Annotated in this window: 10 protein-coding genes; all 10 read left to right on the top strand. The window is 49.3% G+C overall.

What is annotated here, in order from left to right:
- Positions 1-188 precede the first annotated feature (188 nt).
- Positions 189-3,359, top strand: coding sequence for a SusC/RagA family TonB-linked outer membrane protein (locus GCU44_RS17980; RefSeq protein WP_241685011.1), 3,171 nt, complete (start codon positions 189-191; stop codon positions 3,357-3,359).
- A 13-nt stretch (positions 3,360-3,372) separates the two neighbouring features.
- On the top strand, positions 3,373-5,142 hold the full coding sequence (locus tag GCU44_RS17985) for a RagB/SusD family nutrient uptake outer membrane protein (RefSeq protein WP_092178355.1): 1,770 nt from the start codon (positions 3,373-3,375) through the stop codon (positions 5,140-5,142).
- A 130-nt stretch (positions 5,143-5,272) separates the two neighbouring features.
- On the top strand, positions 5,273-6,736 hold the full coding sequence (locus tag GCU44_RS17990; protein ID WP_154858315.1) for a neutral/alkaline non-lysosomal ceramidase N-terminal domain-containing protein: 1,464 nt from the start codon (positions 5,273-5,275) through the stop codon (positions 6,734-6,736).
- Between the two features lie 52 nt (positions 6,737-6,788).
- Positions 6,789-8,189, top strand: a complete 1,401-nt coding sequence (locus GCU44_RS17995; protein ID WP_154858317.1) for a neutral/alkaline non-lysosomal ceramidase N-terminal domain-containing protein — start codon at positions 6,789-6,791, stop codon at positions 8,187-8,189.
- Between the two features lie 272 nt (positions 8,190-8,461).
- Complete coding sequence (locus GCU44_RS18000; protein WP_154858319.1) at positions 8,462-11,128, top strand: heparinase II/III family protein; 2,667 nt, start codon at positions 8,462-8,464, stop codon at positions 11,126-11,128.
- An 86-nt stretch (positions 11,129-11,214) separates the two neighbouring features.
- Positions 11,215-12,558: a DegT/DnrJ/EryC1/StrS family aminotransferase gene (locus GCU44_RS18005; protein WP_154858321.1), complete on the top strand. Its 1,344-nt coding sequence runs from the start codon at positions 11,215-11,217 to the stop codon at positions 12,556-12,558.
- Between the two features lie 161 nt (positions 12,559-12,719).
- Positions 12,720-13,640, top strand: a complete 921-nt coding sequence (locus GCU44_RS18010) for an amidohydrolase family protein (protein ID WP_241685012.1) — start codon at positions 12,720-12,722, stop codon at positions 13,638-13,640.
- Positions 13,630-14,415 (top strand): amidohydrolase family protein, encoded by a 786-nt coding sequence (locus tag GCU44_RS18015; RefSeq protein ID WP_154858323.1) that lies wholly within the window; start codon positions 13,630-13,632, stop codon positions 14,413-14,415. Before GCU44_RS18010 ends, GCU44_RS18015 begins: the two co-directional genes overlap by 11 nt.
- A 72-nt stretch (positions 14,416-14,487) precedes the next feature.
- Positions 14,488-15,891 (top strand): neutral/alkaline non-lysosomal ceramidase N-terminal domain-containing protein, encoded by a 1,404-nt coding sequence (locus GCU44_RS18020; RefSeq protein WP_241685013.1) that lies wholly within the window; start codon positions 14,488-14,490, stop codon positions 15,889-15,891.
- Positions 15,892-15,936: 45 nt separating this feature from the next.
- Positions 15,937-17,238, top strand: a complete 1,302-nt coding sequence (locus GCU44_RS18025; protein ID WP_154858325.1) for an SMP-30/gluconolactonase/LRE family protein — start codon at positions 15,937-15,939, stop codon at positions 17,236-17,238.
- Positions 17,239-17,249: the final 11 nt, after the last annotated feature.

The following is a 17,249-nucleotide window of genomic DNA, read 5'->3' on the forward strand; positions in this document are numbered from 1 at the left end:
ATCCCGTATCCTGCGAAAATTTTACAAGGGAGATTTCCTTGAAACTTACTACTGCAATTTTTCACCAAATAATAGATGTAAAACATTTTGATCTTGTTGAATAAAATTTTATTTTTAAGGTAACGTACACGTAACGAATAGCCTTAAACCTAAAGTAACTTTTTGTTCATCCTTTAACACACTACATCATGAAACAACATTACGCAATGCTGGGCAATCGGGCGAAACGGTTGCCAGACTCCAGTAAAAAGAGGAAATTCTCCATTCCTCCAAAAATTTTAATACTTTCCCTGATTGCAACGATCTTTTGTTGGTTTTCGGGCAATTTTGCCAGCGCCCAGCAGGGGACGCAGATCACCGGGCAGGTTTTTGATAATTCTTCCCGGGAAAGCTTACCAGGCGTCAACATTTTGATCAAAGGGACGTCCACTGGTACCGTTACCGACATCGATGGTTCCTATTCCATCCGTGTGCCGAATGAAGATGCCGAATTGGTGTATTCTTTTGTGGGGTATTTGACCCAGGAAATACGGGTAGGTAATCGAACCACCGTCAATGTGGACCTGGTTGCAGACCAGACCCAGTTGGAGGAAGTGGTGGTAGTCGGGTACGGTACGGTGAAGAAAAGCGACCTTACCGGCTCGGTGGTACGTGTAGACCCGGAGAGCTTTAAAAATCAAAGTAACGTACAGCTTACGGACATGTTGGCGGGAACCGTTGCGGGATTCAATGCCAATCAGGGGACCTCAGCTGCAGGCGGTAGTTCCCTGGAAGTACGGGGCCCTACCTCACTGAGCGCAGGGACCGAACCCTTGGTTGTTTTGGATGGGGTGATTTTCAACGGAAGCCTCCGGGACATCAATCCCAACGATATTGAATCCGTGGATATACTCAAAGATGCCAGTTCCGCAGCCGTTTTCGGGGCACGGGCGGCATCCGGGGTAATTTTGGTGACCACCACGCGGGGCACCGCTGGCAAACCAACGATTAATTTCACCACGAAGTTGGGAGTCGCAGGACCGACCAGTGATGCGTTCGCCGTCCGTGGTCCGCAGGGTTACCTGGATTTCAGAAGAGACTATTTCCGGACACTGGGGCAGGCCCAGCCTGATTATTTTTGGTTCAGTCCCGAAGAATTGCCCGAGGGTGTTACGCTCGAGCAGTGGCGGGCCTCCAACAACAATCCAAACCCGGATGACACCAGAGAGTGGCTATCGCGGTTGAATTTCTTCCCAGACGAGGTAGAGGCATACCTGGCAGGGGAAACCATCAATTGGCGAGACGAAGTAATGAAGCCCGGCTTGCGGCAGGAATACGACCTCAGTGTAGGTGGAGGAACGGATAAAGTGAAATACTACTGGTCCCTCGGGTACCTGGATAACGAAGGCATCATTGTGGGGGACAAGTTTTCCACGATACGCTCCCGGGTAAATCTGGATTTTGAGCTGACCGATTGGATGAAGGTGGGGCTGAATTCCCAGTTTTCTTCCCGGGACGAAAGTGTGGTGCAAGCCAATCTCACGGGCATGTACCAAACCGGTCCCTATGCACAAATGTACGAAGAAGATGGATCCGTCAAGTGGTTTCCTCATGGCTATATTGGTGGACAAAATCCATTGATCAATTACCTGGGTCAGGATCGTTTCCACAAGCGGAACAGCTTTTTTTCCGCACTCTATACCGAGTTCAAGCTTCCGTTTGGGATCACTTTTCGGTCTTCCTACCAACCAAGGCTTGAAAGCGTAAGGGATTACAATTATTGGTCTCCAGAGACCATTACAGGTGGGCAAACCTTTGCCGGAGGCAGGGCAACCCGCTTTGAATCCAATACATACGAGTGGATGGTGGACAACCTGTTGAAATGGAACAGGGAATTCGGTATCCACAGTTTCGACGTTACCTTCCTGTACAACCTGGAGAAAAACAGGATATACAGTTCCAGTATGGCCAACCAAACCTTTCTACCGAGCTCGGTTTTAGGGTTTCACGGGATGCAGTTTGGGGGTGACCCGACGATTAGCACAGACGATATCACCTATACCGGGGACGGCTTAATGGGTCGGATCAATTACACCCTCATGGGAAAATACCTATTCACGGGCTCCCTGCGCAGAGACGGTTTCAGTGCATTTGGACGGGAGAATCCCCGGGCCATATTTCCGGCGCTTGCATTTGCCTGGCAGATTTCCGACGAGGCATTTTACAATTCCAGTCTGATCGATCAGCTTAAGATGCGCCTGTCCTGGGGTGTCAACGGAAACCGGGACATAGGTCCGTATTCTGCGTTTGCCCAAATGGGTAGCAACCAGTATTTCAACGGTTCGCAGGTGCAGATGGGGATTTTTACCTCAACCCTTTCGAATCCGGGACTCTCCTGGGAAGAAACCGAATCCTATAACCTGGGTTTTGATATCGGCATTTTGGCGAATCGAATCAACCTGACGCTGGATTATTACGACATGAGCACGGTTAATCTCCTGGTGGACCGTTCGCTTCCACGGGTTACAGGTTTTGAAAACGTAACCACCAATATTGGCGAGCTGGCCAATAGGGGCTTTGAAGCCACGGTGGGAGCGGTAGCCGTCAACCGGCCTAATTTCAGCTGGAGGACCAATGTCAACTATTCCATGAACCGAAACGAAATCATCTCCCTTTTCGGGGATACCGGCGAGTATACCCTTCAGGGACAATCCATTGTCGGGGAAATTCCGGATTTTGAAAACGAATGGTTTATCGGTCAGCCCATCGATGTGGTTTGGGACTACAATATTTTGGGCACCTGGCAGGTAGAAGAGGCCCAGCAAGCTGCCGAGTATAACCTCAGCCCCGGAGACATCAAAGCAGAGGATGTGGATGGAAATGGTGTGTACGAAGCGCTGCAGGATAAAAAATTCATTGGATTCAGCCAACCAAGGCACCGGATTGGCTTTCGGAATGACATCACTTTTCTTCGAAATTTCACCGCTTCGGTTTTTATCCGGGCAGACCTTGGGCACATGCGGCCGTTTTCACCATCTGTAGCCGGATGGTCTACCTTTGACAGAAGGAGCACCGCCAATTACCCGTATTGGACGCCTGACAACCGCACCAACGATTATCCCCGGTTGAGTGTGAACGATTCACCCTTTGGTGGCGGCGTGATGCCGTACAAATCCTCTTCCTTCGTGCGGATTCAGGACGTTTCGCTATCCTACAATTTACCCACCCCAATTTCACAGCGATACGGTATGCAAAATTTACGCATCTTTGGGTCGGTCCGAAACCTGGCTACTTTTTCCAGTTGGCCGGGCTGGGATCCCGAGTCCGGACTATTGCCCATGCCACAAATAGTCACTGTTGGATTTAATTTATCACTGTAAAATTGCCGAAGAGATGAAACGATATATCAATGCATACCTTATATTAACGCTGCTGTTTTTTACGACCACAGCTTGTAACGAGGATTTTCTCGAGCCCCAGCCCCTGTCCTTTTTTACCACCGAAAACGTATTCGTAGACAGGGCTGGTTTTGAAGCGCTTTTGGTAACGATGCGCAAGGACCTTACCCGGGAACAAACCGCGCAAAAAAACTTCATGGCCCACCAATGGGCGGCGTCTGAAGCCGGTGTTCCCTGGCTACAAATGGACTTTACAGCCCTTACCCCCAATTCCGACCGGTACCAGCAGTTCGTTACCCAGATCAACGATATCTTTGAAATGGTGAAGAATGCCAATGTGGCCATTACACGGATTGACGATCTGGAATGGGCCGATCCGGAGGATCGAAACGAAGTCCTCGCAGAAGCCTATTGGCACCGTTCCTACTGGTATTACCGGTTGATCGGAAACTATGGGGATTTGCCCTTCTTAAAAGAAGAGGTGCGGGGAGTCCGGCTTGATTTTCAGACCCACAGTAGATGGGCCATTCTGGATCAGATTCAGTCAGACATGGAGTTTGCGGTGCAGCATTTGCCGGTTTCGGCTGCACCGGGGATACCGACCAAGGGAGCAGGGGATCACCTGCTCACCAAGATTTACCTGGCCAATATGGAATTCGACAAGGCCATCGCTTCGGCAGACAGGGTTATCAATGGCCCCTATGCCCTGATGACCGACCGATTTGGCGTGGAGGCAGATGACCCTTCTAAAAACGTAATCTGGGATCTTCACCGACATGCGAATAAGAATAGCGGGCAAAATACCGAGACGATTTTGGCTTTCGTAGACAGGTGGGAAGCACCACCAACGGCACGGACCCCCGGCTTGTTTACCATGCGGGTGTACAACTGTTCCTGGTGGCATTCCTCCATCGGTAAAGACAAAGACGGCAACCGGGGGACCATCGATAGGGGACCGCTTTACGATTCGCTGGGAAGGGGCAATCCGGATGTGGCCTTAAGTGATTGGCACAGTTACGAGATTTGGGAAGAGGCCGGTTTTGATTATACCACCACCCCCGATTTGCGAAGGGCCGATATTAACTGGTTTGACCGAGAGGAACTGTATTACAACAATCCTGCTTCCTCTCAATACATGGAACCATTCGACCCCGAAAACATGGATATTCCTTCCGAATATTGGGCCAGGGTGTACCCGTCTCCTTTTTACAAAACCTATTCCCCGAACGCGCCAGATCAAACCAGCATTCCCATGGGAAGTAACGGGGACTGGTACATCTTTCGACTGGCAGAGACTTATCTCCTGAGAGCCGAAGCGTATTATTGGAAAGGCGATTTGGCCAGTGCCGCCACAGATATCAATACCGTCCGGCAACGGGCCAATGCTCCCGCAATCGGCGCCAGTGAGGTGACCATCGATTTCATATTTGACGAAAGGGCCCGGGAGTTGTTTGCCGAAGAGCCCCGGCAAAACGAATTGAACCGGGTGTCTTACATCATGGCTGCCAGAAACGAGGGTGGATACAGCCTGGAAAGCCTCCACGAAAAGAACTGGTATTATGATCGTGTAAGAACCTTGAATAACTTCTATGACCGTACCGATGAAATCATCCTCCTGGGTCAGCGGCCCCGAATCATGCCCTACCATTTTCAGTGGCCCATCGACGACGACATGGTCAATTCCAATACCCTCGGAAGGATCAATCAAAACCTGGGATATACGGGTGCTGCCAATAATGTCCCTCCGCTGGAAGTGATCGAGTAGTAAAAACCAAGTAGCCCAATGGTCATCCCCCACTGCCACGCGTCGGTTCGATCGGTAGGTAGTGGGGGATTCATCGGGTCTGGCCGCAGCGAATGCCTGCTGTCAACCCAGACCAGTTCATCAAGCAAACATGAAAAAAAACCGGACCATCGACCGAAGAAAATTTATCCAATCCCTTTCAACAAGCGCATTTGGACTGGCATCGGTTCGCGTTTTTCCAAGCGAAAAAACGGCCTGGAACCGAGGGAAAAATGCTTTTGGACTATCGGGTAAATCAAACACATCCCATGATGCCGGATGGCAAATAGGCATCGGGAAGGCGGTCATTACCCCTACCAACGGTGTTTGGCTGGCTGGCTATGGCAGAAAACGAGTGGCCGACGGAAAAATACACGATCTTTGGGCAAAGGTGATCGCGTTAAAAGACGCAGTTGGCCGGCGTGTGGTTCTGGTTACCACCGACCATATGGGTATGTCTAAAACCATTTACGAAAGGCTGTTCCGAGTGGTACAGCAAGAATTTGGATTGGCCCGGTCGGAGTTCATGCTAGCCTTTTCCCACAACCATTGCGGGCCTTGTCTGGAAGATGATTTGGTGGATTATTACCCCAGCGATGAAAAGCAGCGTGCGCAGGTGATCGAATACACCGGTTGGATGGAAAAGAAAGTGGTGGCTGCAGTAGCGGAAGCCCTGGCCAACTGGCAGGATTGCGCGCTGCTACATGGAGAAGGAACCTGTACCTTTGCGGTAAATAGGAGAGACAATAAGGAGGCGGAAGTTCCGGAAATGCTCGCCAAAGGCCTCCCGCTGAAAGGAGCGGTAGACCATTACGTGCCGGTTTTGGCAGCAAAAGCACCGGGAGGAGACTACCTGGCTGTTTTGTTTGGCTATGCATGCCACCCTACCACCCTGGATTTCACTACCTGGTGTGGCGACTACCCCGGATTTGCCCAAATCAATTTGGAAGAAAACTACCCAGGCACCGCCGCCTTGTTTTTCAATGCATGTGGAGGGGATCAGAATCCGCTACCGCGAAGAAAGGTGGAGCTATGCAAAAAATACGGAGAAATGCTGTCCACTGCCGTGGAAGAAGTCCTGCGAACGAAAATGCAGTCCATTTCGCCCGTCCTATCGCCCGCCTTTAGCTACGTGGATTTGGCCTACGAGGAACTGGTTGATTTGGAGAAATTGAAACCCATAGCCAGCGGTAGTCGCCCCTTGCAGGCGCGGTGGGCTAATCGCATGATAAAAAAAATTGAAGCCGGAGAAAAGTTTTCCAATCGCTATCCCTTTCCGGTGCAAGCCTGGAAGATGGGAAAAGAGTTGCTGTTTATCGGAATGGGAGGAGAGGCGGTGGTGGATTATTCCCTCCGGTTTAAGCAGGAGTTTCCCCAACGGACCTGGGTGTGCGGGTATGCCAATTACATGGCCGCCTACATCCCCTCCAGACGTGTATGGGAGGAAGGGGGCTACGAGGGCGGTCCGCATCTCGATGAATACGGCCACCCGGCTTGGAGATGGAAGGGAGATATCGAAGACCGGATTACCGGAGCCGTCGCGAAAACTGTGAAGCAAACACAGGATACCGGTTGAGGCCGATCCTTTGCAGCGAATGCATTCGAAAACCAACGAAAAACCCAGCACTATGAAATCAACGACTGATCGCTTAACCCTTTACTTTATCTGGGCACTCGGATTTTTCGGGATCTGCCAGCCTGCTTTTTCACAGCAGTCCCCTTCCGGTTGGAGGGCCGCGGTGTCTTCCGTGTCCATTACACCGCAGGAATCCATGTGGATGGCTGGATATGCCGCCAGGGACCACCCTTCGGAAGGTATACGGCACGATATCTGGGCAAAAGCCCTGGTATTGGAAGATCGTTCCGGAAATCTGGCGGTACTTGTCACCACCGATCTGGTGGGTATACGGCAGGAACTTTCCCGTAGAATACGTGATCGGCTAATGGGGGAGTACGGATTGTCCAGGCAACAGGTGATCCTGAATAGTTCCCATACCCATACCGGACCCGAAACCGATTACGCCAGGTATCAATTCCAACTGGATCCGGTGCAATTGGATAAAATCAAAAGGTATGCGGAAGATCTGGAGGAAAAAATCGTTGCCTTGGTAGGCCAGACCCTACAATCGCTGGAACCGGTTCACCTGTACGCCCAAAACGGTGTGACTCGTTTTCAGGTAAATCGGAGAAATAATAAGGAGGCCAGCCTGGTACATCAGGCGGAATTGAATGGTCCAAATGACTACGCCGTACCGGTATTGAAAATAGCGAACCAGAAGGGTGAAATGGTGGGCCTGGTTTTCGGTTATGCCTGTCATCCGACTGTATTGGCGGACTATTACATTTCAGGAGATTATGCCGGCTTTGCCCAGATGGAATTGGAAAAGCAGTATCCTGGAACCACCGCGCTCTTCTTTCAGGGCGCAGGTGCCGACCAGAACCCCCTGCCCCGACGGACCGTTCCCCTGGCCCAACAATACGGTAAGGAATTGGCCGCTGCGGTAGAACGGGTGCTTCACGAAGAAATGAGACCATTGGAAAGTGAATTGGCCACGGCTTATACTGAAATTGAGCTGACGTTTGCCAAACCTTCCCCCAGCCGGGAGGAATTGCTGGACATTACGAGTGAAAACTCCGGATATCCCGAATACCTGAAGCAAAATGCGAAAGTCTTAATCGCCAAACTGGATAATGGGGAATCGTTGATCACGTCCTATCCCTATCCGGTCCAGGTTTGGAAATTGGGAGACCAGCCCCTTTTCTCTTTTGGCGGGGAATTGTTGGTCGGATACGCCCTGGCATTGAAACAGTTGTTTGGCCCGGATACCTTTGTTATGGGGTATTCCAACGATGTCATGGCCTATATCCCTACCAAGACCGTGTTAAAGGAAGGGGGTTACGAGGGGACGCGCTCGCCCATCTTTACCACTCCCTGGGCCTTCGATATTGAAGAACGGATCCTGTCGGAGGCAGTAAAGTTGGCAGTAAACATCGGGATAAAGGCGAAGGAGTATCCTTTGATTCAATAGGTGTCCACCCGGCTATGGGTGGGGAATTCGATCCTTGCCGGTTCTACTTGTTTTTGGTCGTTCCAATTAACCGATGGCCGCTATCTCATTCAGGAGATTCTGGGTAAAAGGAGTTTACCAAGGCATAGCTACCCAACAGGCTTTTGGATTCGCTTTGCATGAAAATAACCAGTAATACCGCTTATTTCACTGAAATTAACCCTGTAGTGATCGAGATTGAGTAGTCGTCCGACAGGGATCGGATGATCGGTTAAATGAATTAGTTGTATCCCATGACAAAAGTGCCTAAAAATCGACGAGAATTTTTAAAGCAGGCTTCGGTATGGAGCATGGGGATGTATCTTGGCGAGCCACTGTTTTCTGAGCGCATGCCCCGGATACCGCATGGCTCCCCTGCCGATCCTCTTTTAGATTGGTCCGACTGGAAGAAATACAGGACTTCGGTTCAACACCCCTGTCTGACCATTAAGGAGCAAAATGTCGCCAATGCAAAGGAAAACATCCGAAAGTATGATTGGGCGAAGGTACACGGTACAAGGATTCAGGATGTTATAGAGAATCACGTAGGACTGATTACGGATGATTTTTTGGAAATGATGATCGAAGAGACCACACCGGGGGACCCACTGTGGACGCCTTGTCCTTCTTGCAGAGAGAAAGGAATGCCGGTCCATCCCCATGGTTTGTGGCACTGGGATGTGGCCTTGCCCCAACAGATAACCTGTACGGAATGTGGCGAGATTTTTCCAAATAGTAGATATCCCGAGAACATTGTCTTAAAAACCAACTGGGGCAAACCACAAACGATCAAATTCTACGGGGGAGAACCGTTTCCGGTTTTTGGGTATAAAGAAGGCAGACCTGCTTTCAGTGCGAATATACGATCCCGGAAGGTTCAATGGATAGCAGGGTTTAGCAAGACGCTGGCGGAGGGTTTTCAGCTTTTTGGAAATCTGGAATATGCGTTGGCTTGTCGTAGAATCTTGCTTCGCCTTGCGCATTGCTATCCAAATTGGCTGGTTCATGTAGGATACGGTGAATATGCAGACATCGATCCGAAGATAGCGGCCATGACCATCAATAATCTGCCCAGGCCTGAATTGTGTCCTCCCCCGAATAAGCCTGACCACAGTCTTTGGACCGGATATTGGAGTGCCGGAAGGGCGAGCGGTGTAGGTTTGGAATCAGATTTTATACGAAAAACAGTCGCTGCCTATGATCTTACCTGCAACGCAGGCTATCCGGATGGTAGCCCTGTGTATTCCACTGCTGAAAAAACAGCTATTGAAAGGGATTTATTACTGGAAAGTACGCTTCTGTTGGTCGGAGACAAAGGATTGAATAACAAATCGGTAAGCAACCGGACTGCGGTGGCTTTGGTGGGAAGGTGTTTGGGACATCCGGGCTTGTTCAGGTTTGGACTGGAGGGATTCAAAAAGACGGTAGATGAATGGTTTTTACCTGACGGTGCCACTAGCGAATCGCCTTTCTACGGCCTGATGACCTTGGGGGGGATTTGGGATATGGCCCAGGCTTCCCTTGGCTATTCGGATCCAGCAGGTTTCAGGGATAATGAAGGAACGCGCATGGATGATCTAAACCTTTATCGTGACACCAACTATCACCGTGTTTGGGAAGCTTTTTTTAATGGCTTGCAGGGGGATTTAGCTTACCCGCCCTATGCTGATTCATTTACCACCACGGGACTTGACGTGGCTTATGTAGAGCTAATGGTAGCCAACTACCCGGAGAAGGCTTCCTACCGATCCCTTTTGAAAGCATTGTGTACACCAACGCTCTCTCTCCATAGCGGATCGCCTTTATTTACTAATTCGTTCAATACCACTACGGTAGATCCTGTTCTTACCTTGCCGTATGATCTTACCAAACCCAACGGATCTTCTTCTTTTTCCCTTTACTACCGCATCCCTGGTCTTGAGCGAAGGGCCGATGACGCGTTGAATTTACCAGATTGGTGCCCTCCTCACCTTCGGATAGGGCATTTGCGGTCCGGGAAGGACGGCAGAGAAAGTTTACTGTTGCTAAGTGCAAGCCATTGGGGAATTCACCATGAACAAGACAGCCTAAACCTTTACTACTGGAAAAAGGGAAAAGAATTGCTCTCGGACCTGGGTTATTTATGGGACCATCCCAAGAAATCTCAAAACATACGGACCCTGGCACATAACACAGTAGTCCTGAACGAAAAAGACCAGATCAAAGCGGGTAGGGGAGGTGAACCAGTGCATTACAAAGTCTTTGAAAAAATAAAGATAATGGAGATGGCTTCCTCGGCATATGTCGAAGTAAGTACCTACAAGCGTACTTCTGTATTGGTTGATCACGGAAACGGTCATAATTATGCGGTAGATTTTTTCCGGGTAGCGGGTGGGGAAATTCAGGATTACGTGTTTCATGCTACCGGAGAGATTCACGAAATAAATGGCATACCGACAAGCTCCTGGAAAGAATCCTCCATTTACGACTTTTCAGAAGTGAAAACCGCTGAGGGAAATCACGTATGGGTTACCAAATGGAAAGCTGGGGCCGATTTAACGGTCGCGGCCTGGTCGGTGGGACAGCTCGGAGAGAGGGTATTCCTTGCCAACGGTTGGGGCCAGCGGGACTGGAAGAATGCAGATATTGGTGCGACCATCCCCTACATTGTCCGAAGGACAAAAGGAAAAGGCCTCAAGACGTTTATGTCAGTTTTTGAGGGCTTTGAAGGAAACCTGCCCTTCGTGAAAAATGTAACCTGCCTGGAGGGATCGGGCATCATCGCCATCGATACCCTCGACGGCAGGGACTATATCATGTCCTGTGATGATTCCGGTGCATTAGCATTTGAGACGGCGAAGGGGATTCAAGTCCTCACTGGCCATTTTGCCGCCGCGTCGGTTCGAAATGATCAACTGGTCTGGATGGAATCCATTGACTAAGTGCAGGGTAAACCGAAGGTTTGGTCACGTTGAGAGGAACACGATGGACTATTTTCGTCAAAAGGATACTAAAACCGATAGAAACTATGAATTGCCACCTAGACCGAAGAAAATTTCTAAGCGCCATGACTTTGGCTAGTGCCGGAGTTACCCTCGGAGGACCTGCTTTTGCGTACCTCCCAAGTGAAAATAAGAAGCCGGCTCTCTTGGGCGGGCCCAAGGCACACCCGGATCAGTTTCCGAGATGGCCTGTTGCTGGAAAGAGTGATGAGCAGGGGCTGGTTGACGTTTTGAGAAGCAAAAAATGGGGTAGATTAAGTGGAAATTCGGTGGCTACTTTTGAAAATAAATTCAAGGAATTGACTGGTGCCAAACACTGCTTAGGGGTTTCCAGCGGGACAAACGCCCTGTACACTTCTTTGGGAGTGTTGGATATTGGTCCAGGGGATGAAGTAATCATTCCGGTATACACCTTCATTGCCACCTATAACGTTGTTGTGTTGAATTACGCGTTACCGCGATTTGTGGACACCGACTTAGAGAGTTTTCAAATTGACGCCACTAAAATCGAGCAGGCAATATCTCGAAATACCAGACTTATTATGCCCGTCCACATTGGAGGATCTCCGGCGGATATGGACACGGTCATGGAAATTGCAGGCAGACACGATATTCCAGTCATCGAGGATGCTTGTCAGGCACATTTGGCTGAGTGGAAGGGACAAAAAGTGGGGACGATTGGAATGGCCGGCGCATTCAGTTTTCAATCGAGTAAAAACCTAAATTCAGGAGAAGGCGGCGCGGTTCTATCCAATGATGATGCGTTCGCAAGGAACGCGTTTAATTTCCAGAATCAGAGCCGCGGAACCGATTCGGATTCAAGTACCTATCGATCCACAAGGGGGTCGAATCTGAGGATGACAGAGTTTCAGGGTAATTTATTGACGACACAAATGGACATGTTGTCGAGTCAGGCCAGGACACGTTCGCAGAATGCAACGTATCTTACGGAGTTGTTACGTGAAATACCCGGGATTTATCCAGCAAAATTGTATTCGGGTGTAACCGAAAGTGCCTATCATCTCTACATGTTCCGATACGACAAGCGTGAATTTGCTGACATGCCGCGATCGAGGTTTTTGCAAGCGCTGGCTGCGGAAGGTGTTCCTTGTTCCGGCGGGTATCGAAGTATGAATAAAGAAGATTACGTGCAGCGCTTGGCAAAAAACAGGCACTATTTGAAGCTATATGGTGAAAAAGCCATGCAGGAATGGGTTGAAACCTCTAGTTGTCCCCAGAACGATTTACTTTGTGAGCAGGCAGTATGGTTTACGCAATACATGTTACTCGGAACCAAAAATGATATGGAGCAAATCGCGGAGGCTCTGGTAAAAATAAGAAACCATGCCGGAGAATTGGTTAAATCCTGATCCCTGAAAAGGGGAAAAGGAAATGAATGACTACTGTATGAAAGGAAGTTTTCGTTTGGCATGTACGAGGATAATGAATCGAAAGACAATGTCTGGCTTTGCTTTTCAAAACAACTGTCCAGGAGGATTGAACTCTTTTCTTGCGTTAAATAGAAACGGTTATGTCTAAAAATATTACCCGAAGAAAATTCTTTTCCCACGCCGCGGCCACTGCTTCCGGCCTTGCCTTAGGTAGTGATTTGATTGATTTTTCAGGTACAGGCGAGACCCTGGATGAAGCCACGGATTTGATGGATGAAGTGCTAAAGTACCGAAAAATTGACTCCCATGCACATGTATACTTTACCCCCGACAGCCCTGAAATTCAGATTGATTTTGCAGATCGACTAGGAATCGAAAAGCTGGTTATTTCCAGACCCATGTCTCCGGGAAGCAAGGGATTGCCGGAAGAATTCGTTCGATGCAACAACCTGATACTAGGTGCGGTGTCAAAATTTCCTGATCGTTTCATTGGACAGGCCACGCTGAATCCGACCTACCTTCAAGAATCGATGGATGAAATCGATCGGTGTATGGATCATGGGATGGTGGGATTGAAGCTATACAATCACGTTAAATTAAGCGACCCTTTATTTTATCCCATAATTGAGAAGTTCATTGATTTAAAGATGATCATTTTGATGCATATGGGAATCGGCAGATCACGGGTAGTTTTAGATGCCAGAGAGCCTAAAAATGTTTCTACCCCCGAGGATTTTGTTATCGCTGCGGAACGCTTTCCCGAAGCCATGTTTCAACTAGCGCATTTAGGAGGGGGAGGAGATTGGTTGGATGCTTGCAAGGCTGTAAAACCGTATAGCAATGTATACGTGGACCTTTCTGGTAGCAACAATGAGGCAGACATCATTCCTTTTGCATTGGAGCAGTTGGGTGAAGACCGCTTATTATTTGGATGCGATAACAGTTTTTATCAGGGTGTAGGCCATGTTTTGGCAGCTGAATTAAATGAAAATCAGCGAAAAAAGATATTTTTTGATAATTACAACTCGATTTTAAAAAAATCAGGAAAAAATGTGGATTGACAGCAACGCATACGTGGGTCATTGGCCCTTTCGTCAGGTAACGAATAATTCCTGTAAATCCGCCGTTGAACGAATGGAGAAGTTTGGGGTGGACATTTCCCTGGTGACCAACATGAATGGTGTTTTTTATAAAAATACACAAGCTGCCAACCAGGAACTGCATGCTGAGATCCGTTCGAACGGCCGGTGGAAGGAACGATTACTTCCTTTCGCCGTCATCAATCCGATTTATTCGGGTTGGAGAAGAGATATGGAAGAAAGTCTTTCGAAATTAGGAATGAAAGGGATTCGACTATTTCCCAAATACCACCGGTATGAATTGACCAATCCTCATTGTGTCGAGTTGGTTAAAAGAGCGCGCGATAGGGGGGTGCCTGTCGGTCTCACTTTGCGAATGGTGGACAGCCGACCGAGTTCCTGGTTGGACATCACCGACGAATGGACATTGAAGGATATTTTGCCCATCATCAAAGCGGTTCCGGATGGCCAATTTATGATTTTAAATATTGCCAATAGTACCGCCATGGAACAGGAAGGCTTGTCCTTGATCAAGAGGGCTAACGTTTTCATGGATACCTCCGGGAGGAATATAGTCGATCTGGGAGGATTGATGAGCACCTTTGGAAAAGACAAATTCGGCTTTGGCAGCCATTCGCCCATTCTGGATTACAGAACCGGGGCCTTAAGGATTGCTGCTCTCCGGGAAGAAGAGGCAAGTCCTGCGATCCGGCAGGATCTAATGTCAGGTAATATTGTAAGGTTTATGAGGCTTTAAAAAAATGGAATCTAATACACCGCTTCAGTCAGGCATCGAAATAAAGGAAAGTAGATTAAACCAAATCAACTCATGAAAACAATAACATCTTTAGTATTGATATTCTCCATGGCCTTACTCGGTATGAAGGCCGCATATGCCCTTGTAGGAAAAGATCTGGATTCCATGCAATGGAAGGCCGGTGTGTCCAAAATAGACATCACACCGAAGGATCCGATATGGCTGGCTGGTTATGGCGGAAGGAATCATCCATCGGAAGGCATGCTTCATCCCATTTGGATCAAGGCACTCGCCTTGGAAGATGCTTCCGGTAAGCAAGTAGTGCTGATCACATCAGACCTGCTTGGCATGCCAAAAGGCCTATCGGATCGCATCCGATCTGGGTTGAAAGAACGATACGGGCTTGAAAAATCCCAGATCATTATCAACAGTTCCCATACCCACTCCGGTCCGGTACTGGAAAATTCCCTCTCCGATATTTATCCCCTGGACGAAGCACAAAAGAAACGGGTAAGCACGTATTCTGAGGAGCTGGTTGCCGAGACGTTGCTGTTGGTGGAGGAAGCGCTGGATTCGCTTCAACCGGCGCATTTGTTTGTGGAAAATGGCGTGACCCGGTTTCAGGTAAACCGGAGAAACAACGCAGAGAACAGCTTGCTGCAGCAAACCGAGCTGCGGGGACCTAACGACTATGCGGTACCGGTAATCAAGGTAGCCAATGTGGCGGGAGAGATCCTGGCCATTGCATTTGGTTATGCCTGTCATCCGACGGTGTTAAGCGGCTATGCGATTTCTGGCGATTATCCGGGTTTTGCCCAGTTGGAACTGGAAAAAAATTATCCGGGCGCCGTGGCCCTGTTTTTCCAGGGAGCAGGGGCCGACCAAAATCCCCTCCCGCGAAGGACGGTTTTTCTCGCGAAACAATACGGAAAAAGCCTGGCTGCCGCCGTGGAACGGGTGTTGAGCGAGGGGATGCGACCCCTGGAGGCACGTATCCAAACGGCGTATTCGGAGATCGATTTGGCCTTGTCCACTCCGCCAAGCATGGAAACGCTGACGGCATTTATTTCCACCGCTTCGGGTTATCAGAAGCGGTGGGCGACCCGCATGAAGGAAGAGCGCGAGCAAGGACTGCCGGTTTTGACTTCGTATCCTTTTCCTGTTCAGGTGTGGACCCTGGGAGATCAGCCGATCATGACCTTGGGAGGGGAAACCGTAGTCGCCTATGCGCTGGAGCTTAAAAAGGTTTTTGGACAGGACCTGATGGTCATGGGCTACTCAAATGATGTAATGGGCTACATCCCCTCCACCACCATCCTCCGGGAGGGGGGCTACGAAGGAGCTTCTTCCCAAATGGTCTACGGGATGCCAAGTACCTGGGCGGCTACCCTGGAAATCGAGATCTTACATGAATTTCATCGGCTTGCGGAACAGGTCGGTGTTCACCAGGTGCAATCCGGTCTGTTACCCAATTAGATCCTTTATTTAAACCTCTCTTATCATGGATAGGACGCATTAAAAATGGCAATCGACACGACAAAAAATACGGGCCAACAGTTGGAGGCAAAAAAATACTTTTCTGGTTTTAAACTGGCGCACGACACCTACAATGCCATTTCCTGTGCAAGCAATGGCAGTATTTACTACATTCTCTCCTCCGAATCCCTGGAAACAGGAGGCCGATTCTATGAATACAAGCCGGGCGAGGATCGAATCGTGTATATCGGAGACTTGACTGAACTATGCGGCGAAGGCTCCAAGAACGCCGTTCCCCAGGGAAAAAGCCATGTTTCGTTTTACGAGAGACAAGGGAAGCTGTATTTTGGTACACATGTCGGTTTTTATGAACTGGTCGACGGTATCGAGCGGATGCCGGAGAATCCGCCAAATGGCGTTTCCACCTATCCCGGAGGACATCTTTTGTCCTACGATCTAGCCAGCCGGGAGGTGGAGGATTTGCTAGTGTTACCTGGGGGCGAAGGAATCTTGTCCATGACCATGGATCTGGACCGCGCTCAGATTTATGGCATCACCTGGCCTACGGGGCGTTTCTTCCACTACGATACCGAAGCGAAGACCCTACAGGACCTGGGGCCGGTTTCCGGCCTTGGAGAAGCGGGAACCCCCGGGAAGGATTTCAGGACCCTTTGCCGTTCCTTGTTTGTAGATCCCCGATGCGGCAGCGTTTATTTTTCCACCGCCGATGGAGCTATTTTTCGATACGATCCCCAGCAGAAAAAACTGCTGCAGGAGGAAGTACACCTGCGTTTGGATTATTTTGGGCAATATGATCCGACCCGACCGGGAAGTATGGCGTATAACTGGCGAAAGATTTTCTGGCACGAGTCCGAGCAAGTTGCCTATGGTGTGCATGGCAATTCCGGCTACCTGTTCCGCTTTGATCCCAGAAAAAAAACCGTGGAGCTTGTGGAACGGATCGTCTCCGAACCTTCCCGAAAAAGCGGAATGTTTGACCAGTTCAGTTACGGTTACCTGGGTTTCGACCACTGCATCGACAACGACACCATTTACTACCTGACCGGAGGACCCATCTATAAAAATGGAAAACGGGTCGAAGGTGTTGAATCAATTTCAAAGGGCGCAGCGAAGGGTCTCGAAAACCTGCATTTGGTTACGTTCCGAATACCGGATGGCAACTACATCGATCACGGACCGATTCTGTACGCAGATGGAGCCATCCCGACTTATGTCAATTCCATCGCCATCGGAAAGGATGGTTACATTTATACCCTGGCGAGGTTTGATCAAGCGGGGACAATCATTCAGGACTTGATTAAAATTAAAGATCCGTTGCAGGGGTAACCCGGGAGAAA

Source organism: Cyclobacterium xiamenense (genome assembly GCF_009467825.1).
Classification (GTDB): Bacteria; Bacteroidota; Bacteroidia; order Cytophagales; family Cyclobacteriaceae; genus Cyclobacterium; species Cyclobacterium xiamenense.

What these genes read in the sequence shown, in the direction of transcription:
- GCU44_RS17980 (WP_241685011.1), top strand. Translation starts at nt 189, where the DNA reads ATGAAACAACATTACGCAATGCTGGGCAATCGGGCGAAACGGTTGCCA.
- GCU44_RS17985 (WP_092178355.1), top strand. Translation starts at nt 3,373, where the DNA reads ATGAAACGATATATCAATGCATACCTTATATTAACGCTGCTGTTTTTT.
- GCU44_RS17990 (WP_154858315.1), top strand. Translation starts at nt 5,273, where the DNA reads ATGAAAAAAAACCGGACCATCGACCGAAGAAAATTTATCCAATCCCTT.
- GCU44_RS17995 (WP_154858317.1), top strand. Translation starts at nt 6,789, where the DNA reads ATGAAATCAACGACTGATCGCTTAACCCTTTACTTTATCTGGGCACTC.
- GCU44_RS18000 (WP_154858319.1), top strand. Translation starts at nt 8,462, where the DNA reads ATGACAAAAGTGCCTAAAAATCGACGAGAATTTTTAAAGCAGGCTTCG.
- GCU44_RS18005 (WP_154858321.1), top strand. Translation starts at nt 11,215, where the DNA reads ATGAATTGCCACCTAGACCGAAGAAAATTTCTAAGCGCCATGACTTTG.
- GCU44_RS18010 (WP_241685012.1), top strand. Translation starts at nt 12,720, where the DNA reads ATGTCTAAAAATATTACCCGAAGAAAATTCTTTTCCCACGCCGCGGCC.
- GCU44_RS18015 (WP_154858323.1), top strand. Translation starts at nt 13,630, where the DNA reads ATGTGGATTGACAGCAACGCATACGTGGGTCATTGGCCCTTTCGTCAG.
- GCU44_RS18020 (WP_241685013.1), top strand. Translation starts at nt 14,488, where the DNA reads ATGAAAACAATAACATCTTTAGTATTGATATTCTCCATGGCCTTACTC.
- GCU44_RS18025 (WP_154858325.1), top strand. Translation starts at nt 15,937, where the DNA reads ATGGCAATCGACACGACAAAAAATACGGGCCAACAGTTGGAGGCAAAA.